Annotated in this window: 18 protein-coding genes and 1 pseudogene; 4 read left to right on the top strand and 15 right to left on the bottom strand. The window is 66.8% G+C overall.

Going from position 1 to position 18,962, the window contains the following annotated elements; genetic code table 11:
- From hslU to Q0L94_RS06480, 11 genes are all read right to left on the bottom strand, one after another.
- Nucleotides 1–1,068 (bottom strand): ATP-dependent protease ATPase subunit HslU (gene hslU, locus Q0L94_RS06530; protein WP_296751474.1); only part of this gene is annotated, 1,068 nt, incomplete at its 3' end.
- Nucleotides 1,069–1,131: 63 nt separating this feature from the next.
- On the bottom strand, nucleotides 1,132–1,665 hold the full coding sequence (hslV, locus tag Q0L94_RS06525; protein ID WP_296639965.1) for an ATP-dependent protease subunit HslV: 534 nt from the start codon (nucleotides 1,663–1,665) through the stop codon (nucleotides 1,132–1,134).
- A gap of 118 nt (nucleotides 1,666–1,783) precedes the next feature.
- The gene (locus Q0L94_RS06520) at nucleotides 1,784–2,896 is read right to left on the bottom strand and encodes an STAS domain-containing protein (RefSeq protein WP_296751471.1); all 1,113 of its coding nucleotides are present in this window, start codon (nucleotides 2,894–2,896) and stop codon (nucleotides 1,784–1,786) included.
- Between the two features lie 39 nt (nucleotides 2,897–2,935).
- On the bottom strand, nucleotides 2,936–3,721 hold the full coding sequence (locus tag Q0L94_RS06515) for a metal ABC transporter permease (RefSeq protein ID WP_296751469.1): 786 nt from the start codon (nucleotides 3,719–3,721) through the stop codon (nucleotides 2,936–2,938).
- Nucleotides 3,718–4,617 (bottom strand): zinc ABC transporter substrate-binding protein, encoded by a 900-nt coding sequence (locus Q0L94_RS06510; RefSeq protein WP_296751466.1) that lies wholly within the window; start codon nucleotides 4,615–4,617, stop codon nucleotides 3,718–3,720. Before Q0L94_RS06510 ends, Q0L94_RS06515 begins: the two co-directional genes overlap by 4 nt.
- 11 nt (nucleotides 4,618–4,628) lie before the next feature.
- Nucleotides 4,629–5,984 (bottom strand): TonB-dependent receptor, encoded by a 1,356-nt coding sequence (locus tag Q0L94_RS06505; RefSeq protein WP_296751464.1) that lies wholly within the window; start codon nucleotides 5,982–5,984, stop codon nucleotides 4,629–4,631.
- A gap of 71 nt (nucleotides 5,985–6,055) precedes the next feature.
- Entirely contained in the window at nucleotides 6,056–6,346 is a 291-nt protein-coding gene (locus tag Q0L94_RS06500) for a hypothetical protein (RefSeq protein ID WP_296751461.1), read from the bottom strand.
- 5 nt (nucleotides 6,347–6,351) lie between these two features.
- Nucleotides 6,352–6,579: a membrane protein insertion efficiency factor YidD gene (gene yidD / locus Q0L94_RS06495; RefSeq protein WP_296751459.1), complete on the bottom strand. Its 228-nt coding sequence runs from the start codon at nucleotides 6,577–6,579 to the stop codon at nucleotides 6,352–6,354.
- The gene (locus Q0L94_RS06490; protein ID WP_296751456.1) at nucleotides 6,576–7,685 is read right to left on the bottom strand and encodes a GTP-binding protein; all 1,110 of its coding nucleotides are present in this window, start codon (nucleotides 7,683–7,685) and stop codon (nucleotides 6,576–6,578) included. Before Q0L94_RS06490 ends, yidD begins: the two co-directional genes overlap by 4 nt.
- A gap of 21 nt (nucleotides 7,686–7,706) precedes the next feature.
- Entirely contained in the window at nucleotides 7,707–8,126 is a 420-nt protein-coding gene (dksA, locus tag Q0L94_RS06485; protein WP_296751454.1) for an RNA polymerase-binding protein DksA, read from the bottom strand.
- A gap of 130 nt (nucleotides 8,127–8,256) precedes the next feature.
- On the bottom strand, nucleotides 8,257–8,727 hold the full coding sequence (locus Q0L94_RS06480; RefSeq protein ID WP_296751452.1) for a transcriptional repressor: 471 nt from the start codon (nucleotides 8,725–8,727) through the stop codon (nucleotides 8,257–8,259).
- A gap of 100 nt (nucleotides 8,728–8,827) precedes the next feature.
- On the opposite strand from Q0L94_RS06480, the gene Q0L94_RS06475 reads away from it, so the two are divergent.
- From Q0L94_RS06475 to Q0L94_RS06460, 4 genes are read left to right on the top strand one after another with little or no spacing between them, the layout of a single operon-like run.
- Nucleotides 8,828–9,904 carry an efflux RND transporter periplasmic adaptor subunit gene (locus Q0L94_RS06475; protein WP_296751450.1) on the top strand — a complete coding sequence of 359 codons (1,077 nt, stop codon included), beginning with the start codon at nucleotides 8,828–8,830 and terminating at the stop codon, nucleotides 9,902–9,904.
- Complete coding sequence (locus Q0L94_RS06470; protein WP_296751448.1) at nucleotides 9,901–12,999, top strand: efflux RND transporter permease subunit; 3,099 nt, start codon at nucleotides 9,901–9,903, stop codon at nucleotides 12,997–12,999. The genes Q0L94_RS06475 and Q0L94_RS06470 overlap by 4 nt, the downstream gene beginning before the upstream one ends.
- The gene (locus tag Q0L94_RS06465) at nucleotides 12,996–13,550 is read left to right on the top strand and encodes a hypothetical protein (RefSeq protein WP_296751445.1); all 555 of its coding nucleotides are present in this window, start codon (nucleotides 12,996–12,998) and stop codon (nucleotides 13,548–13,550) included. The genes Q0L94_RS06470 and Q0L94_RS06465 overlap by 4 nt, the downstream gene beginning before the upstream one ends.
- Nucleotides 13,547–14,356, top strand: a complete 810-nt coding sequence (locus Q0L94_RS06460; protein ID WP_296751442.1) for a polyphosphate kinase 2 family protein — start codon at nucleotides 13,547–13,549, stop codon at nucleotides 14,354–14,356. Before Q0L94_RS06465 ends, Q0L94_RS06460 begins: the two co-directional genes overlap by 4 nt.
- Before the next feature lie 4 nt (nucleotides 14,357–14,360).
- On the opposite strand, the gene Q0L94_RS06455 is transcribed toward Q0L94_RS06460, so the two are convergent.
- The 4 genes and pseudogenes from Q0L94_RS06455 to Q0L94_RS06440 form a co-directional block, all read right to left on the bottom strand.
- The gene (locus tag Q0L94_RS06455; protein WP_296751439.1) at nucleotides 14,361–17,078 is read right to left on the bottom strand and encodes an EAL domain-containing protein; all 2,718 of its coding nucleotides are present in this window, start codon (nucleotides 17,076–17,078) and stop codon (nucleotides 14,361–14,363) included.
- 170 nt (nucleotides 17,079–17,248) lie between these two features.
- Entirely contained in the window at nucleotides 17,249–18,136 is an 888-nt protein-coding gene (xerC, locus tag Q0L94_RS06450) for a tyrosine recombinase XerC (RefSeq protein ID WP_296751436.1), read from the bottom strand.
- A gap of 8 nt (nucleotides 18,137–18,144) precedes the next feature.
- The gene (locus Q0L94_RS06445) at nucleotides 18,145–18,822 is read right to left on the bottom strand and encodes a DUF484 family protein (protein WP_296751434.1); all 678 of its coding nucleotides are present in this window, start codon (nucleotides 18,820–18,822) and stop codon (nucleotides 18,145–18,147) included.
- Nucleotides 18,822–18,962 (bottom strand): annotated as a pseudogene (locus Q0L94_RS06440) (diaminopimelate epimerase); the annotation flags it as partial. The pseudogene Q0L94_RS06440 and the gene Q0L94_RS06445, both read right to left, overlap by 1 nt.

The raw sequence follows: 18,962 nt of genomic DNA, 5'->3' as shown, positions 1-18,962 counted from the left end.
CAAGGCCTCGTACTGGCGCGTCAGGCAGGCGTCGGTGGCAGTCAGGATCCGCTCGAAGTCTTCCACCGAGAGCGCCTGCAGTTCGACCCGGATCGGCAGCCGCCCCTGCAGTTCGGGGATGAGGTCGGACGGCTTGGACAGGTGGAACGCGCCGCTGGCGATGAACAGGATGTGATCGGTCTTCACCATGCCGTACTTGGTCGAGACGGTGGTGCCCTCGATCAGCGGCAACAGGTCGCGCTGGACGCCCTGGCGCGACACGTCGCTGCCGTGGGCGTCGCTGCGGGTGGCGATCTTGTCGATCTCGTCAAGGAACACGATGCCGTTCTGCTCGACCGCTTCCAGCGCCTGCTGCTTGGTTTCATCGTCGCTGATCAGGCGCCCGGCCTCTTCCTCGGCCAGCAGCTTCATGGCCTCGCGCACCTTGAGCTTGCGGCTCTGCCGGCGGCTTTGCCCGAGGTTCTGGAACATGCCCTGCAATTGCTGCGACAGGTCTTCCATTCCCGGCGGGGTGAAGATTTCCATGCTGGGGCTGACCACTGCCAGTTCGATCTCGATTTCCTTGTCGTCGAGCGCACCTTCGCGCAGCATCTTGCGGAAACGCTGGCGCGCCGCGCCTTCCTCGCGCTGCGGCTCGGCCTCGCCGAAGCCGGCGCTGCGCGGCGGCGGCAAGAGCGCGTCGAGGATGCGCTCCTCGGCAGCCTCCTCGGCGCGAAAACGGACTTTGCCGGCCGCCTGTCCGCGCATCTGCTTGACCGCGATTTCCATCAGGTCGCGGATGATGGTGTCGACGTCGCGGCCGACGTAGCCGACCTCGGTGAACTTGGTCGCTTCGATCTTGATGAAGGGCGCGTTGGCGAGCCGCGCCAGGCGCCGCGCGATCTCGGTCTTGCCGACGCCGGTCGGGCCGATCATCAGGATGTTCTTCGGCGTGATTTCCTGGCGCAGCGGTTCGCTCACCTGCTGGCGGCGCCAGCGGTTGCGCAACGCGACCGCCACTGCGCGCTTGGCGGCGGCCTGGCCGACGCTGTGCTTGTCGAGTTCGTGGACGATTTCTTTGGGGGTCATTGGGAGTCTGGCGTTAGGCGTGAGGGGTGAGGTGGGGGCACTTCACCCCTCACCCTTCACGCCTCACAGGGTTTCGATCACGTGATTCTGGTTCGAATAAATGCAGATGTCGCCAGCTATGGTGAGGCTCTTTTTGACGATTTCAAGCGGGGGCAGGTCGGTGTTTTCCAGCAGTGCGCGCGCGGCGGACTGGGCGAAGGCGCCGCCCGAGCCGATGGCGGCGATGCCGAGCTCGGGTTCCAGCACGTCGCCGTTGCCGGTGATGATGAGCGAGTACTCGCGGTCGGCCACCGCCAGCATGGCTTCGAGCCGTCGCAGCATGCGGTCGGTGCGCCAGTCCTTGGCGAGCTCGACCGCGCTCCTGAGCAGGTGCCCCGAATGCTTGTCGAGCTTGGCTTCGAAACGCTCGAACAGGGTGAAGGCGTCGGCGGTGCCGCCGGCGAATCCGGCCAGGACTTTTTCCTGGTACAGCCGGCGCACTTTGCGCGCGGTGGACTTGATGACGATATTGCCGAGCGTGACCTGGCCGTCGCCGCCGAGGGCGACTTCATTGCCACGGCGGACGGAGAGGATGGTGGTGCCACGATATTGTTCCATGGCCGAATTATAAATGACGCTCAGGCCGAGACAGATGGCGGCCCGGCGGGAATGCCGATGGCCAGCAGGGGCGCCGGCAGCTGCAGCTGCTGGTCGAAGCCGCCCGGGCGGGCCGGAGTCAGTCCGGGTGATGCGGGATGAGTTGCGCCAGCTGGTCGATGCCCATGACGCGAAACAGTTCGTGGATGAGCGCGTTGTGCCCGCGCAGGGTGATGCTCTTGCCGCTGCCCAGGCACTGCATCAGCACGCCGATGAACTGGCTGACGCTGCCGTAATCGACGCGGGTGACCTGCGCCAGATCGACCAGCACTTCGCTGTGGGTGGCGGCGTAGCTGCCGAGTTGCTGCAAGGCGCTGTCGTTGGCGGGGGTGATCTCGCCAGCCAGCTGCAGGGCATTGTCCAGCGGCTCGACAGGCTTGCCCGGCACCACTTCCGCGGCTTGCACCTCGCTCCAGGAGGGGGGGGACACTTCAAAGCGCACGGCGTAGTCGACCGCCAGATCCTCGAATTTTTCCTGCTGCCCGAGCGTTTGGTACAGTTCCAGCAGCAGCAGCCAGTGCACCGCGCGGCTGTGGGTAGCGCGGTTGAGGTCCTGCAGCAGCGCGATCAGGCGGTCGACGCCGCTGACCTGCAGCTTGCGCCTGGCCTTGCGCGCCGCGCTCAGAATCCGCGCGCATTCGTCCGCTCCCGATTCGTCGACCATTGCGATGCCTGAAAAATCGATCCGTACCGCAGTATTTTTGGCGGTGGCGGCAATGCCGTCACGCAGCGTGGCCGCAGCGGTCTTGTCGAGCAGGCCGGGCAACTCCAGGCTGGCGGTCTGGGCTTGTTGGGGAGCGGCCGCGCCGTTGCCGTTCATTTTCTGCCAGACCGGCGGCGAGGTTTCGAAGCGCATCGCGTAATCCAGCGCCAGTTGGTCGAATTCCTTCTCGCGGCCCTGGATGGCGTACAGGTCGAACAGCATGTGCCAGGCGCGCCGGTCGCCCGCGGTCAGGATGCCCTGCAGCAAACGCTCGGCCATCTCGACCTGGCCGCTGGCATAGAGGATGGCGACTTCGTCCACCGGCGACTGGGGTGCTCCGCTGGTTTCTTCCACCACGATGCCGCCCGCCCCCATGTCCATGGTCAGCAGAGTCTCGGTGGGGGGCGACTCGGCTTCCCGCACGGCTGCCGGCTTGTGCGCGGCGGCGGGGGCCTTGTCCTTGCCTTTTTTGAAAAACGGGAGAGCCACGGAATATGCGTGCTTGGATGAGGGAATCAGTGTTGGATACTAGCGCTGTCGCCCGCGTGCAGCAACCCGCAGCAGGCTCCCGGCGAGCAGGGCGGCGACTGCAAGCGCGACGACGATCGCCGGGCCGGCGGGCCAGTCGAACAACGCCGAAGCGGCCAGCCCCGCCGCATACGCCAGCGCGCCCAGCGCCCAGCCGGCGAGCAGTCCCGCGCGGGGCGGCCAGCTGCGTACCGCCAGCGCAGGCAGAATCAGGCTGGCAAATACCAGATACACGCCCACCAGCTGCACCGAGGCGGTGATGGCGAGGGCGAAGACCAGATAAAACCCGAACGTCCCCAGGCCGGCGCCGCGCCATGCCCACAGCGCCAGCAGGGCGGCGTACAGGACGCCGATCTGCGTAGCCTGCCCCGGGGTCACCCACAGGATCTGCCCGCTGAGCAATTCGGACAGGTGCTCGCCGCCGTGCGGATCGCCTGTCAGCAGGAGTACGCCGAGACTGGCTGCCACCACGAAAGCCGAGCCGATCAGTGCTTCCTGAATGGCCGGCCAGCGGCGCTCGCAGCCTGCCAGCAGCGCTGCGCCCGCCAGCGCTGCTGCGGCGGCGGCAAGCTGGGTGGGCCAGCCATCCGGCGCCAGATCGAACGCGTGGGCCGCGATCACTCCGAGCACCGCGATCTGCGCAATCGCCAGGTCGAGAAAAATAATCCCGCGCGCCAGCACCCGCCGTCCCAGCGGCACATGGGTGGCCAGCACCAGCAAGCCGGCGAGCAGCGGCCAGCCCAGCAGGCCGGGGTCGAGCGCGGCGAGATTCATCGCGGAATTCATGGTGCAGCTTTCAGCAGTTGATCCAGTGTGTCGTCGAACAGGCCGAACAGATCGCTTGCCCGCTCGCTGCCACCCACGGTGTAGGGCAGCGCCAGCGCGGGAATCCCGGCGCGTCGTGCCAGCCAGTCGGCCGGGCGCGGACTCTGGTAGGCCGCCCGCAGCACGGCTTTGGCGGGCGTCGCCTGCAACTGCGCGGCCACCTGCGCCAGATAACCGACCGAAGGCTCGACGCCGGGTTTGGGTTCGAGCGTGGCGACCGTGCGCATTCCCAGCCAGTTCAGCAAATAGCGAAACGATGGGTGCTGCACTGCCACGGGCATGTCCCTGAGCGGCGCGGCCCGTGTTTGCCAGCGCGCCATAGCCGCGTTCCAGCGCGCGGCGAACGCCTGCGCGCGCGCGCGGTACGCGGCGGCGTTCGCCGGGTCGACCTCGGCCAGCCGCACTGCCAGCGCCTCGCTCACGCGCAGGATGTTGCGGGGATCGGTGTGGATGTGCGGATTGCCCTGGGCGTGCACATCGCCTTCGGCACGATCCAGCCGCGCCGGTTTGTCCAGCAGAGGCACGGTTCGCGCGGCTTCGAAGTAGCCGGGACGCCCGGGCTGCACATCGGCGTTGCCCGCTTCGCGCAGCAGCACCGGCAGCCAGCCGATTTCCAGCTCGGCGCCGGTGCACACGACCAGCCCGGCGCGCCGCATCTGCGCGATCAGGCTGGGGCGCGCCTCGATGCGGTGCGGGTCCTGCAAAGCCGTGGTGGCGGCGAACACGCTGACGTCGGCGCCGCCGATTTCCTTGGCCAGGGCCGCCCATTCGGGCTCGCAGGCGAACACCTTGAGGGCGGCGTGCGCCAGGCCGGGCATCGCTGCCAGCAGGATCAGATATCGGATCAGGGATTTCATGGCGCGAGCCCTCAGAAAGTGTGGGCGCCGTGGCTGCCCAGGCTGTGGATGTACTGCACGAACCACTGGTTCTCGCTGAGGTTCTCCATCGATTTGTCCTGCGAATATTGCAGGCGCAGGCGGGAAAATTCGGACGGCGAGTAATCGAGCATCAGCGAGTGGCGTGTTGGCGGCTGGGTGCTTGCCGGCAGGAAGGCGCTGTTGGCACCGAAATCGATCGTGCCCGGGTCCAGGCGGTCGTAGCGGTATCCGGTGCGCCAGCGCGGCATGAACTGGTACACCGCCTGGGCGTAGAAGCCCGATTGGCGCGAGCGGTAGGCATCGTCGCTGCCGACGCACGCGCCGCCGGCGCCCGTATTGTCCTCGCACAGCAGGCTGCCGCGCTCGCTGCGGCGGAAGTATTCGGCGGCGAACTTGAAATTCCGCTCGGCGGCGTTGCCGTCGGGCGCCCATTTCCAGACGAAGTCCGCCACCCAGGTTTTGCTGGCGCCCGAAAACAGGGTTTCTGCCGCCACGTCGTTCAGGTCTTCCAGCTCGCTGTCACGCTCGCTTGCCTTGGCGCGCAGGTAGGACACTCCGGCGCGCCAGCTGTTGGATGCGCCGACATCGCCGCCGAGATGGCCGAACAGGGCGTAGCTGCCTGCGCCGTTCCGGTCGCGGTCGGTGCCGGGGAAGTTTGCGCCGCGCCCGGCCTCAAAGCCGAATTCCACGAACAGATCGGTCGGCGCCACCCATTTCAATTGCACGCCGTCGTTGCCGTAGGCCTCGCCGAACAGCGCGCGGTACATCAAGGCGTTGTCGGCGAAATCCCAGGCGTGGGGATGCTGCTGGTTCTGGTAGCCGAGCCCCGAGAGGAAACGTCCGCCCTTGAACGAGACGCCATGGCCGAGCGCGGTGGTCTGGAACCAGGCTTCTTCGATGGCGACTTCCTCGTCCAGCAGGGCGAGGTTGAAATAGCCGCGGAAATAGGGATCGATGCTGGCCGACATCACCAGCTCGGTGTGATCGAGCGAGAAACCGCGCGGCGTGCCATGGTCGTGTCCGGCCGCCAGAAAGCCGTTGAGGCGGCGTTCGCCACCATCGTCGAGATGCGCATAGCCGCCCTGCAGGATGAGCGAGATATCGGGATTGAAGCGCTGGGTGGTGCTTGGCGCCGCTTCGTTTTGCGCCGCAGCGTCGCCGGCATTCAGGGCGGCGTCCGCGGTTCTGGTTTCGGCGGATTGCAGGCGTGCTTCCAGCGCCTGGATGCGCGCTTCGTAACTGGCCTTCATGTCCCTGAGTTCGGCGCGCAGCGCGTCGAGGCCGGCATCGGCAAATACAGGAGACGCAGCCGCGAGCGCGGCCACGAAAAATGTGGGTCGTAACATGGTAGGACTCCGTCAAGAAATGGAACGCAGCCGGCTGACGCGCACGGTCGGCCGGTGTTGAGGTGCGGATTTCAGACGGGGGCAGGCGGGGCGCGGGCTTGCGCGCGGCAGGGACGGGCGGCGGTGGGTGGCGGCGACGCAGCCGGCAAGCCGAGATGATGGCCGGGCACGACCGGCAGCGTGAACGTGCTTGCCGGCGCCGCGCTGCCAAGGCTGGCATGCGCCAGGCAAGCCTCGCACACCGGCTCGGGGAGGCCGGAATCGTGCGGGTACAGATGCCCGAGCGCATGGGCGAACGCGGACGCCTGGCCCAGCAGCAGAAACAGTGCGAACAGCGTGCGGATGAGACGACGGCGCAGCATGCGGGTCAGTCGGGCGGCGGCACCGGATCGTAGCCGTGGGCGCAGCCGGGGCGGCAGCGGCCGATGCGTTTGGCGGCCAGCCAGCCGCCCTTGAGCGCGCCGTGTTTTTCGATCGCTTCCTTGCCGTATTCCGAGCAGGTCGGCAGGTAGCGGCATTGCCGGCCCAGCCACGGCGAGAGCGCCAGCTGGTAGAGGCGGATCGCGCCGACGAGGCATTGCTGCGCCAGATTCATGGGCTTGCCAGTGCGCCAGGCTCGGCCTGGCTGCATGCCGCACCGGTGAAATCGGCCAGCAGCTTTTCCACGAAGCCGGGTTCGAGGTCGCGCACGATGAAGACGAAGCGGCTGCGGCGATCCGCGTCCGGCCAGGCGTCGAGCCGCACCTCGGGATACAGCACGTGCTGCACGCCGTGCAGCGCCACCGGCCGGGCGTCGCCCTGCAGGTTTACGATGGCCTTGAAGCGCAGCAGGTTTTCCGCGCGAAACGAGGTGAGCATGCCGAGCGCGGATTGCAGGCCATAACGATCGAGCGGCGCGTCGAGCACCACCGAAAATGCCTGGATGCGCGCGTCGTGCAGTGCGCGCCGCGTTTTTCCGACGACCGGGCCGGCGCCGGCGGGCCGATAGCGCTGCTGCTTCAACCAGCGCGCCACTTCCAGCGATTTGGTCGCGGCATTCCACAGCCCCAGGTTCTGGATCGCTGCGGGATCGAGCTCGCCGTGTGTCACCGCGATGACGTCGGCTGCCGGGTTGAGCGCGGCCAGCCGTTCGCGCAGAGCCGTCATGCTGCTGGCCGTTGCGAGGTCGGTCTTGGTGAGCAGCAGTCTGTCTGCTACCGCCACCTGCTTCACCGCCTCGGAGTGTTCGTCGAGTTGGCCCATGCCAAACAGCGCATCCACCATGGTGACCACGCCGTCAAGGCGGAAGCGCGCGCGCACCCAGTTGTCGTGCAGCAGGGTGTCGAGCACCGGCACCGGGTCGGCCACGCCGGTGGTTTCGATGATGACGCGCTCGAATGCGGGAATGTCGCCTTTCTGCCGCGCCATCCACAGATTTTTCAGGGTCGGCGCCAGGCTGCCGGAAATCGTGCAGCACACGCAGCCGCCCGACAGCAGCGCCATCGGCCCCTCCATCTTTTGCAGCAGTTGATGATCGAGTGCGACTTCGCCGAACTCGTTCATCAGGATCGCGCTACGCGGCAGCGCGCCTACCAGGTGGTTCAGCAGCGTGGTTTTGCCGCTGCCCAAAAATCCGCTGAGCAGGGTGATGGGAAGCGGGGCAGGCGAATCCATCCGCGCTTCGGTGCGCAGTGGATCGGCGTTGCCTAGCGGAGCGTCCATACCGGGTGCTCGCGGCAGCATTCAGGCATGCAGCCTTTCCTTCTTTTCGTGGCGTTCCTGCGCCTCGATCGAGTATTCGGCGGTGGGGCGGGCCAGCAGACGGGGCAGACCGATGGGATCGCCGGTTTCCAGGCAGTATCCGAATTCACCGGAATCGATGCGCGTCAGGGCAGCGTGGATTTTTTTCAGCAACTTGCGCTCGCGGTCGCGTACCCGCTGTTCCAGCATGTGCTCTTCCTCGACCGTGGCACGGTCGTTGGGATCGGCAAAATTCTCGTTTTCCTTCAGGGTCTCGCTGGTGTCCGCCGCGTTGCTGAGCATTTCATCGCGCAAGGTTTCGAGGCGGGCACGAAAAAATTCGAGCTGAGCCGGGTTCATGTAGGCGGAAGCCGGCATTTTCAGCAGGGCGGCTTCGGTGAGGGGTTTGGACGAGGTAGGCATCGTGGAGACTCCGTTCAAGCAGCAAAGACAGGTTGTGGATCATGCATCCTGCTGGCAGGGGCATACGTGTGTACCCATGGGCGGCAAATGCTGCCCTCCCGGGCGAGTGCGCGGCGCGCATTGCCCGGCATCATACCCCGGGGCCCTCCCCCCGGGGACGCGGTGCAGTGGCGACGGCGGCGCACCCGGCACAACGGCCATGCACCGTGATATCGACCCGGTCGGATGCGAATCCGGGCGGCAGTTCCGGGGCGGCGGCGGCCAGGCCGCCGCGCAGGCAGAACAAGCGTCCGCAGACGTCGCATTCAAAATGCGCGTGGGCATGGTGCGCGTTCATCAGGCTGAAGCGGCGGACCCGGTCGTGTCCGGCCACGCTGTGCACCAGCCCCTGCTCGGCCAGCCAGTCGAGCACACGGTAGAGCGTCACCTTGTCGAAGGGATGGCCGCTGGCCGCCGCCGCCTGCTGCAGCGACTGGTGCGACATCGCCGCGTCGGCCGCCAGCAGCAGTTGCAGCACCCGTACCCGGGCCGGCGTGACGGTCGCGCCGCGCTGGTGCAGCAGGCGGGTGGCCTGGTCGTGGCGGGTGGGGGCCGTTTGCATGGACCGATGGTAAGGCGCGGCATGAAAAAATGCAACTTGGTTGCAAAAATGCGCTGGCGGCGCGTAAACAACGGACAGGTGATTACGCGATAATCCCGCCATGAAAATACTCCTGTTCCCGATGGTCTTCCTGTCGCTGCTGTCCGGCTGCGGGCGCGATGCGCCGCCTGCCGTGCCCGAGGACGTGCGCCCGGTGCGCGCCGAGCAGGTCGGCCTGCAGGCTGCGCGCAGCGACACGCGCTACGCCGGCGAGGTCCGCGCGCGCTACGAGACCGCGCTGGCATTCCGCGTCGCCGGCCGGGTGCAGACCCGTGCGGTGGAGGTGGGTACGCAGGTCCGGGCCGGTCAGGTCATCGCCACGCTGGACCCGCAGGATTACACGCTGGCGGCGAGTGCGGCGCGGGCGCAGCTCGGCGCTGCCGAGGCCGAAGCCCGGCTGGCGCAGCAGGATCTGCAGCGCTACACCGAACTGCGGGCGCAGAATTTCATCTCTCAAGCCGAACTCGACCGCCGCCGGAGTGTGGCCGAAGCGGCGGCGGCGCGGGTGCGTCAACTGCGCGCCGAAGCCGAGCGCCAGGGCAACCAGCAGGCCTACACGCGGCTGACCGCGCCGCACGCGGGCGTGGTGACGGCGATCTCCGTTGAAGCCGGGCAGGTGGTGGACATCGGGCAGCCGGTGGCGCAACTGGCGCGCAGCGGCGAACGGGAAGTGCGCATCGACGTGCCGGAAAATGCGCTCGCGGCGCTGCGTGCGGCGCAGAACCTGAGCATCCGGCTGTGGTCGGCACCGGGGACGGACTATGCCGGCCGCTTGCGCGAGCTGTCGCCGATGGCCGATGCCGCGAGCCGGACGTACAGCGCGCGCGTGAGCTTCATCAAGCCGGATGCGGGGGTGAAACTCGGCATGACCGCCACGGTGGACGTCGGCAGCGAGGCTGCGCCGAGCCTGTCGGTGGCGCAGACTGCGCTGTTCAAAATCAACGGTCAGCCGCAGGTGTGGGTGGTCGATCGTCAAACCCGGAAAGTGGCGCCGCGCAGCGTGCAGCTGGGCGGCTTGAGCGGCGATCGCGCGGTGGTGACGGCGGGGCTGGCGGCCGGCGAATGGGTGGTGACCGCCGGCGTGCACAAGATCGCGCCGGGCCAGCAGGTGCGTCTGGCGCCTTCCAGGCAGCCATGAGCGCGCCGCCCCGCTTTGCGCCGCGGCGCGGCAACCTGTCGCGCTGGGCGATCGAGCACCCGGCGCTGGTGCGCTTCTTCGTCGTGCTGATCCTGCTGCTGGGCGCGCGTTCCTATATCCAGCTGGGGCAGGCCGAAGACCCGCCGTTCACTTTCAAGACCATGCTGATCCAGGCGCAATGGCCGGGTGCGACGGCGCAGGAAGTGTCCGAGCAGCTGACCGAGCGCATCGAGAAAAAACTGCAGGAAATGCCCGAGCTGGATTTCGTGCAGAGCTACGCCAAGGCGGGCGAAACCGCGCTGTTCGTCAACCTCAAGGAGACCGTCCGCGGGCGCGATGTGGCGGCGGCCTGGTATCAGGTCCGCAAGAAAATCGGCGACCTCGAACCGCAGTTGCCAGCCGGGGTGCGGGGGCCGTTTTTCAACGACGAGTTCGGCGACACCTTCGGTTCGATCTACGCTTTCACCGGCGAAGGCTTCAGCCGCACCGAATTGCGCCGCGCCGCCGAGGATGCGCAGCGCGAAGTGCGCCGCCTGCCCGACGTCGGCAAGGTCGAACTGTTCGGCATCGTGGCGGAAAAAATCTATATCGAGGTTGCCACCGAGAAGCTCGCCACGCTGGGCCTCACCCCGCAGCAGATCGTGCAGGCGGTGCAGGAGCAGAACAGCGTGGTCGCCGACGGCCGGGTGGAAAACGACGTGCTGTCGATCCCGCTGCGTATATCGGGGGCGTATTCCGAAGTGGAGCGCCTGCGCGAAACCGTTATCCGGGTGGGCGCGCACAGCCTGCGGCTGGGCGACATCGCCGAGGTGACGCGCCGCTACGAAGATCCGCCCGCCAGCGAAATCCGCTCGCAGGGCGAACCGGCGGTGTTGCTCGGGGTGTCGCTGGCCGACGGCGGGGATGTGGTGGCCATGGGGCGCGCCGTCGCCGCCGCCATGGAGACGCGGCAAAAGACGCTGCCGGTGGGGCTGGAAATCCGCCAGATTCATGACCAGCCCAGCATCGTCAGCCACGCGGTCAAGCTCTTCATGCAGAGCTTCGTCGAAGCCCTCGTCATCGTGCTGGCGGTAACCTTCCTGGCGCTGAAATGGCGCGCCGGCCTGGTGGTGGCGCTGTCCATTCCGGTGGTGCTGGCGATCACCTTCAGCGCGATGTGGCTGTTCAACATCGACCTGCACCGCATTTCCACCGGCGCGCTCATCATTGCGCTCGGCCTGCTGGTGGACGACGCCATCATCGCGGTGGAAATGATGGCACACAAGCTCGAAGCCGGCTGGAATCGCTTCGAGGCCGCCACTTATGCCTTCCAGTCGACCGCGTTTCCCATGCTCACCGGCACCCTGCTCACCGCCACGGCATTCCTGCCGATCGCACTGGCCAAATCGATGGTCGGCGAGTACACCTTTGCGATTTTTGCGGTGACCACGATTGCGCTGCTGTCGTCCTGGCTGGTGGCGGTGGTGGTCACCCCCTATCTGGGGCATGCCCTGCTGCAGCCCAGCCATCACGTGACCGATGAAAACGCCGCCTACCTGACGCCGTTTTACCGGCGCTTCCGCGCCGCGGTGACCTGGTGTGTGACGCATCGCCGGACGGTGATTGCGCTGACGGTGGCCGCGCTGGCGGTGGGGCTGGCCGCGATGCAGCGGGTCGAAAAACAATTCTTCCCGCAGTCCGACCGGCTGGAAATCCTGATCGAGCTGTGGCTGCCGGAAGGTGCCTCGATCGATGCCGCGCACGCCGAAGCGCTCAGGCTCGAAGCCATGCTGCGGAAGGACCAGGACGTGGCCCATGTCCTCAATTACATCGGCCAGGGGGCGCCGCGTTTCGTGCTGGCGCTGGATCAGCGCCTGAACAACCGCAACTTTGCGCAACTGGTGGTGATCGCAAAGGACGTGCCGGCGCGCGAACGCGAACTCGCCCGCATCCAGCGGCTGTTCGAGACCGATTTTCCCAATGTGCGCGGACGCGCGGTGCGCTTCGAATACGGCCCGCCGGCCGGCTATCCGGTGCAATACCGCTTGAGCGGCGCCGACATTCCGCAATTGAAGATCGAAGCCGAGAAACTGCGCAAGATCGTCGCCGCGCAGCCGCAGGTGACGGCGGTGAACCTCGACTGGAACGAGCAGTCGCTGGCGCTCAAGGCGCAACTCGATCAGGACAAGATCAAGGCGCTGGGTCTGAGTTCCGACCTGGTCGGCCGGCTGGTGGCATTGCAGCTGTCGGGCGTCAGCGTCACCCAGCTCCGCGAAAACGACCTGCTGATCGACGTGGTGTTGCGCACGCCGCGCAACGAACATCGCGACGTCGATGCATTCAAGTCGCTTCCCGTCGGCCGTTTCAACGGCCAGAGCGTGACGCTGGGGCAGATCGCCCGCCTCGAGCCGGTATTCGAGGACGGCGTGATCTGGCGGCGCGACCGTCTGCCGACGATCTCGGTGCGCGGCGACCCGGTGGGCAAAACCCAGCCGGCCACCATCATCGATGCCATCGCGCCGCAGGTGGCCGCATTCAAGGCCCGGCTGCCGCCCGGCTTCCGGCTGGAAGTCGGCGGGCCGGTGGAAAGCAGCGCCAAGGCCAACGCCGCCATCGGCGCATCGTGGCCGCTGATCGTGATCACCACGCTGAGTCTGCTGATGCTGCAGCTCGGCAGTTTCCCGCGCACGCTGCTGGTGGTGCTGACCGCGCCGCTCGGCATCATCGGGGTGGCGCTCGCGCTGCTGCTGAGCGGCCAGGCGATGGGTTTCGTCGCGCTGCTGGGGATCATCTCGCTGGCCGGCATGATCATGCGCAACTCGGTGATTCTGGTCGATCAGATCCGGCAGGACATCGCGCGCGGCCTGTCGCAATGGGATGCGATCGTCGAATCGACGGTACGGCGGATGCGCCCGATCAGCCTCACAGCCGCCGCTGCGGTGCTGGCGATGATCCCGCTGTCGCGTTCGATTTTCTGGGGCCCGATGGCGGTGTCGGTCATGGGCGGCCTGGTCGCGGCGACTTTTCTCACCCTGTTTTTCCTGCCGGCCTTGTATGCGGCGTGGTTTCGGGTTAAACCGAACCAACAGGATGCAAGTTGCAAGGAGGCCGCATGAAGACGATCGGACTTGGACTCGTGCTGCTGCTGGGCGGCTGTGCGGGACTGCAGTCGCCCGACCCGGCATCGCCGTATTACGCCTATGCGCCGGGCTGGGCGGTGCAGTTGAACCGGCCGTTGACGATTCCGCCGGATGCCGCCACGGTGCGCCTGCAATACGGCCGCATCGTGCCGCGCAACAGCGTGCAGGAGTATGCCCCGTTCTGCGTGGTGGAATTGAACACGGTGCGCGCCGAAGCGCAGACGCTGCAGCCGGGGCGCTTCGAGGTATGGCGAGTGAGCCGCAGCGTCAGCCCCGTCGCCGCGGCGGCTTCGCCTTTCGTCAAGGCGAGGTTCGTCGCCGACGACGGCGATCCGACTTTTCTCTACTTCAAAACCGAATTCCGCCTACGCGACGCGGCCCAGCCGAATCTGCGCGGTATGAGCTGCGCCTGGAACCAGATGGCGCCCGGCAATCGCACGTCGATGCGGCATCTCACGCTGGACGAGATCCGCCAGGCGCTGGGCGGCTGGATGAGCCTGATTCCGCCAGAAGGAGAGCGCCTGTGAAGCCTGCCGAAACCCGTATTGCCCCGGATACCCGGGTCAAGCTGTCGAAATGGGATGCCGGCGACGACGCGATCGTCGGCAAGGAAAAATCCGAAGCGCGCGAGCGTCTGGATGACTATCGCGAACGCCTGGAAGCGCTGCAGGAGCTGCTGTACGCCGAAGGCCGGCACAAGCTCCTGGTCGTGCTGCAGGCGATGGACACGGCCGGCAAGGATTCCACCATCCGTCACGTGTTCCAGGGCGTCGATCCGCTGGGAGTGCGCGTGGCCAGCTTCAAGACGCCTACGCCGCACGAGCTGGCGCGCGACTATTTGTGGCGGGTGCACCACCACGTGCCGGGCGCCGGCGAGATCGCCATTTTCAACCGTTCGCATTACGAGGATGTGCTGATCACGCGGGTGAATGGCTGGATCGATGCCGCCGAATGCAAGCGGCGCTTTCGCCAGATCAACGACTTTGAAAAAATGCTGGCAGAAACCGGCACCACCATCCTCAAGTTCTATCTGCACATTTCCCGGGACGAGCAGAAGAAGCGTCTGGAAGAACGCCGCGACACCCCGGAGAAACAGTGGAAATTCCAGCCGGGCGATCTCGCGGTACGTGCGCAGTGGGACGATTACATGGCGGCCTACGAGGCGGCGCTGTCGGCCACCAGCACGGCGCATGCGCCGTGGCACGTGATCCCCGCCAACAGCAAGCTGGCGCGCAACCTGATGGTGTCGAGCCTGCTGATCGAGGCGCTGGAAAACCTGAAAATGCGTTATCCGGATCCGGTCGACGGGGCGGCGGATACCGCGATCGTCTGACGGGCTATCTGACCAGCGTCAGCTGCGGCGGCCGCGCCGTGCCGGCGTGCGAAACCGGTTGCCAGTGCGGCAAGGCTTCCGGACGATGGATGTGGTAGCCCTGTAGATAATCCACCCCGATGTCGTTCAGCAGTGCGGCCATTGCGGCGTCTTCCACCTGCTCGGCCACCGAACGCATGCCGAAGTCGCGCGCCAGCTGCGCGATCGAACGCACGATGGCCTGGTCGCGGCGGTCGTCCAGCATGCCGCGCACGAAGGCGCCGTCGATCTTGAGGAAGTCGGCCGGCAGGTGTTTGAGGTAGAAGAACGAGGAGGCGTCGCGGCCGAAATCGTCCAGCGCGAACTGGCAGCCGCGTTCGCGCAGGCCGTGAATCAGGCGTTGCGCATCCGCCAGATTCACCACTGCCGCGGTTTCCGTGACTTCGAAGCCCAGGCGTTCGCCAGCCACGCCATAGTGGTCGAGCAGATGGCAGACGGTGCCGAGGAAGGATTCGTCGGCCACCGTCTTGCCCGACAGGTTGATGAAATACACCGCATGGTCGCCGGGTTGCGCCGCCAGGTAGGACACCACGGCTTCCAGCATCCAGCGGTCGAGAATCGGTGCCTGCCCGTAGCGTTCGAGCGCGGGCAGCAGCTTGGCCGGCCCCTCGATCGCGCCATTGCGCTGCCAGCGGATCAGCACTTCGTAATGCGGCTGCCCGCTGCTGGAAACCGGCTGGATCAGCTGGCGGTAGGGCAGGAACTGGTTGGCTTCCAGCGCCTGCGCGAAATCGGCCGCCCAGCCCATTTCCGCCTCCAGGCGGCGGAACCCGATCTCGTCCGCCTCGTACAGCATGATCCGGCCGCTGCCTTCGGATTTGGCGCGGTAGCACGCCATGTCGGCCTGGATCATGAGGTCGCCGGCGGTGGTCGCGGACTGGGTGATGGGCGCGATTCCGGCGCAGGCGCCGAGCGTGAAACGCCGTCCCTTGTGTTCGAAACGGAAATCGCGGATGCGCTGCACCAGCTGCCGGCAGACCGTGCTGGCCGCGTCGGGCTGGGTGTCGAACAGGATAAGGCCGAATTCGTCGCCGCCCAGACGGCCCAGGTAGGCATGCTCGGGCAGGGCCGCCTGCATGGTCTGTGCAAGGTCCATCAGCAGGGCGTCCCCCACCGAATGGCCGCAGGTGTCGTTCACCAGCTTGAACTGGTCGAGATCGATGTAGCAGAACGCGTGTTGTTGCGCCTGTTCGCGCGCGGTGCGCAGGGCGCGTACCAGCCGGCCTTCCACCGCGCGGCGGTTCGGCAGCGCGGTCAGGGTATCGTGGAAGGCCATCTCGCGCAGGCTGTCGAGCAGCTGCTTTTTCTCGGTCTCGTCGCGCAGCACGTAGACCGCGCCGAAACCGCCGTTGCCGGTCAGCGGCGCACAGCTGTAGCTGATCGCCAGATCCTGCCCCAGATGCGTGTGCAGGCGGGCAGAGCCGGTCTGGCCGAGTTGCGGCGAATCGGGCGCGAGAAAGCAGGCCGGGGCTTCGTCGTCGCCCAGCCGATCGAATTGCAGCAGGCTTTTCAGCGGGCTCGATACGGCATCTTCAAGCGCGATGCAGAGCAGGCTCTCGGCGGTTGGGTTGAGATAGACCACGTGATTATGGGCATTGGTGACGATGACGGCGTCGTTGATCGATTGCAGTGTGACCTGCCAGCGTTCCTTTTCCTCGCTGAGCGCGGTTTCATCGAGCTTGCGCTGTGTGATGTCGACGTGGATCGACAGATATTTCAGCGGCAGGCCGTCGTCGCCCTTGATCGGCGTGATGGTCGAGGCGGTCCAGAACAGCCGGCCATCCTTGGCGCGGTTGCAGATTTCGCCGCGCCAGGTTTGCCCGTGCGAGATGGTCTCCCACAGTTGGGCAAAAAATGCGGCGTCGTGCCGGCCCGAACGGAGGATGCAATGACTCTGGCCGAGGAGTTCTTCGTGGGTGTAACCGCTGGCGATGCAGAACAGGTCGTTGGCGAAGCTGATGTTGCCGGCGAGATCGGTTTCGGACACGCTGGCGGCGCTGTCGATGGCCTTCCGATTCTGCTTGAGATCGGTGAGCAGGCGCTCCAGCGCTGCGCCCATATGGTTGAACGCGCACAGGGTCTCCTGCAGTTCGGGCGGACTGCCGGGCCGGATGGGAATCCGTGTGCTGTAATCGCCGGCTTCGATCTGGCGCGCGGTCGCGCGCAGCCGGTCCAGATCCTTCAGGTTGATTTTGAGCAGCCCGTAAGTCAGCCAGCCGAGCAGGACGAAAGCGGCGCCGAGCAGCACGAACAGGCGGCTGCCGAGATGCCACAGAAAGTCCTCGTAGGCATGGGTGGACGGCTGGATGAGCAGGCGGCCATGGTAGACGCCGTCGACGACCAGGGACTCCTGCATGACGGGCGCGACCAGATTGGTCAACCCGGCAAACCAGCCGGGACGGTCTACGCGGAACGGCGGCGCTTGCTGGCGCAGGAGGCGGCCGTCGGGCGCGGTGTATTCCACCCGCTGCAGGTTGCCCTGTGCGATCGGAATGTTGAGCCGCGCCTGCACCGCGCTGTAGTCTCCCCGGCCGGCTGCGTCGGCCACCGCCTGGGACAGCGCCGCCAGTTGCGCCGATGCCTGCACGCGCAACGCGGCGCCGGCATCCTGGTGGGCGATGTGCAGCGCCTGCCGCCCGGCCAGGACGAAAGCAGCAAGCAGGATGAGCAATACCGCACCCATGACCCGGCCCTGCGTGCTGAGGCAGGCAGGGCGTAAGTCCTGCACGAGGCGGACAAGCCGGGAAGGGGGAATGAGGCGCATACGGAATGAATCGGCCGTATTCCCCGTTCCTGAAGGGGGCGTAAAGCTGGGGCGCCGGGTTGTGCGAGCATGCGTACCCGGCGGCGAGATCAGGATTTCTTGCGCGCGCGCGGATGCGCCTGGTCGTACACCTTGGCGAGATGCTGCCAGTCGAGATGGGTATACACCTGGGTGGTGCTGATGCTGGCGTGGCCGAGCATTTCCTGCACCGCGCGCAGATCGCCGGACGACTGCAGCACGTGGGTCGCGAACGCGTGGCGCAGCATGTGCGGGTGGACGTGCTGGCCGAGACCTGCCTGCCGGGCCCAGCGGTCGAGGCGTAGCTGCACGCTGCGCGGCGTAAGCCGGGCGCCGCGCTGGCTGACGAACAGCGCGGCGGTGTCGCGCGCCAGTGCCAGCCGCAACGGCAGCCACGCAGCCAGGGCGCTGAGCGCCTGGTTGCCGACCGGCACGACGCGGGTCTTGCGGCCCTTGCCGGTGACCACCGCATCGCCCGACCGCAGATCGACGTCGTCGAGATCGAGTCCGACCAGTTCCGCCAGGCGCAGGCCGGATGAATACAGCAGCTCGAACATGGCGCGGTCGCGCGCGGCCAGGGCATCGTCGCCGGTTGCCGGCATAGGGCCGTCGAGCAGCCGGGCACAGACGTCGGGCGACAGGATTTCGGGCAGGGCCTTGGCCGCCTTGGGCGGGCGCAGGCCGAGACAGGGATTGCCCGCATAGCCGAGGCGGCGGCAGGCAAAGGTATAAAACCCGCGCCAGCTCGACAGCTGGCGCGCCAGGCTGGTGGCCGCCAGGTTCTGGCTGCGCAGTTTGACGATGGCGCCGCGGATGTCGGCGACATCGAGTTCGGCCAGCGGCTTGCCGCCAGTCAGCCGGGACAGGTTGGCCAGATCGCGCGCATAGGCCGCGACCGTATGCGGCGACAGCCGCCGTTCGGCGGCGAGGTGCTGCAGGTAATGCGCGACCGCGCTCACTGCGGGGTTTATCCCTGCATCCGCACCAGCGCAGCGCCGACCAGCTGGCTCAGCCGTTCGAGGTACAGCGTGCCCATGCCGGGATAGAAGCGCTTGGCTTCTTCCGATGCCAGCACCAGCAGTCCGATCGGCGCCGCCGCGGGCGCGGGCAGCAGCGGGATGCAGGCGAAGGAGCGCAGATGCGGCGACACCTCGCCGAACCAGTCGCTGGCCTCGTTCACCGCCAGCGCGCCGCACACCGGATGGGGCATGCCCGCCGCGCTGTCGCGCACCGCCTGCGAAACCGGGTCGCCCAGACCCGGCATCGGCTCGCCGGTCAGGGTCCATGCCCGCAGCGCATGGTGCGGCACGGCAAAGCCGTCGCGCAGATGGATGGCCAGCGCTGCGGTAACGTCCTGCGGAACGGAGGCGGTCACCAACGCCAGCGTCAGCGCGTGCAGCTTTTCCGAAATGCCGTCGTTCTCCTCGCCGAACTGGATCAGCTCGGCGAGCTTGTTTTCCAGCATCCGCACCTTGTCGCGCATCGCGATCAGCTGGCGCTCGCTCATCGACACCGCGTGGGTGCCGTGCGGGTGCGGGATGTGCAGATCCGCCAGCAGGGTGGGGAAGTCGTTGAAGAAATTCGGATGCCGGGTCAGAAACTCGGCAATCGCCGGTGCGTCCAGCGTGGTGGGTTGCGTGTCCATTAGAGTTCGATCTCCCCTTCAAATACCGTTTCGGCCGGGCCGGTCATGCTGACCGGCTGGCCCTTGCCTGCCCATTCGATGACCAGGTCGCCGCCCTTCGTGTGCACGCTGACCGGGCTTTTCAGCCAGCCCTGGCGGAT

This window comes from Thiobacillus sp. (assembly GCF_024708915.1).
This window is presented reverse-complemented; position numbering and strand designations above follow the sequence as displayed.

Excerpts from the sequence above, each read along its gene's own strand:
- hslV (WP_296639965.1), bottom strand. The coding sequence starts at position 1,665 with ATGGAACAATATCGTGGCACCACCATCCTCTCCGTCCGCCGTGGCAAT.
- Q0L94_RS06515 (WP_296751469.1), bottom strand. The coding sequence starts at position 3,721 with ATGAATTCCGCGATGAATCTCGCCGCGCTCGACCCCGGCCTGCTGGGC.
- Q0L94_RS06510 (WP_296751466.1), bottom strand. The coding sequence starts at position 4,617 with ATGAAATCCCTGATCCGATATCTGATCCTGCTGGCAGCGATGCCCGGC.
- Q0L94_RS06505 (WP_296751464.1), bottom strand. The coding sequence starts at position 5,984 with ATGTTACGACCCACATTTTTCGTGGCCGCGCTCGCGGCTGCGTCTCCT.
- Q0L94_RS06500 (WP_296751461.1), bottom strand. The coding sequence starts at position 6,346 with ATGCTGCGCCGTCGTCTCATCCGCACGCTGTTCGCACTGTTTCTGCTG.
- yidD (WP_296751459.1), bottom strand. The coding sequence starts at position 6,579 with ATGAATCTGGCGCAGCAATGCCTCGTCGGCGCGATCCGCCTCTACCAG.
- Q0L94_RS06490 (WP_296751456.1), bottom strand. The coding sequence starts at position 7,685 with ATGGACGCTCCGCTAGGCAACGCCGATCCACTGCGCACCGAAGCGCGG.
- dksA (WP_296751454.1), bottom strand. The coding sequence starts at position 8,126 with ATGCCTACCTCGTCCAAACCCCTCACCGAAGCCGCCCTGCTGAAAATG.
- Q0L94_RS06480 (WP_296751452.1), bottom strand. The coding sequence starts at position 8,727 with ATGCAAACGGCCCCCACCCGCCACGACCAGGCCACCCGCCTGCTGCAC.
- Q0L94_RS06475 (WP_296751450.1), top strand. The coding sequence starts at position 8,828 with ATGAAAATACTCCTGTTCCCGATGGTCTTCCTGTCGCTGCTGTCCGGC.
- Q0L94_RS06470 (WP_296751448.1), top strand. The coding sequence starts at position 9,901 with ATGAGCGCGCCGCCCCGCTTTGCGCCGCGGCGCGGCAACCTGTCGCGC.
- Q0L94_RS06465 (WP_296751445.1), top strand. The coding sequence starts at position 12,996 with ATGAAGACGATCGGACTTGGACTCGTGCTGCTGCTGGGCGGCTGTGCG.
- Q0L94_RS06455 (WP_296751439.1), bottom strand. The coding sequence starts at position 17,078 with ATGGGTGCGGTATTGCTCATCCTGCTTGCTGCTTTCGTCCTGGCCGGG.
- Q0L94_RS06445 (WP_296751434.1), bottom strand. The coding sequence starts at position 18,822 with ATGGACACGCAACCCACCACGCTGGACGCACCGGCGATTGCCGAGTTT.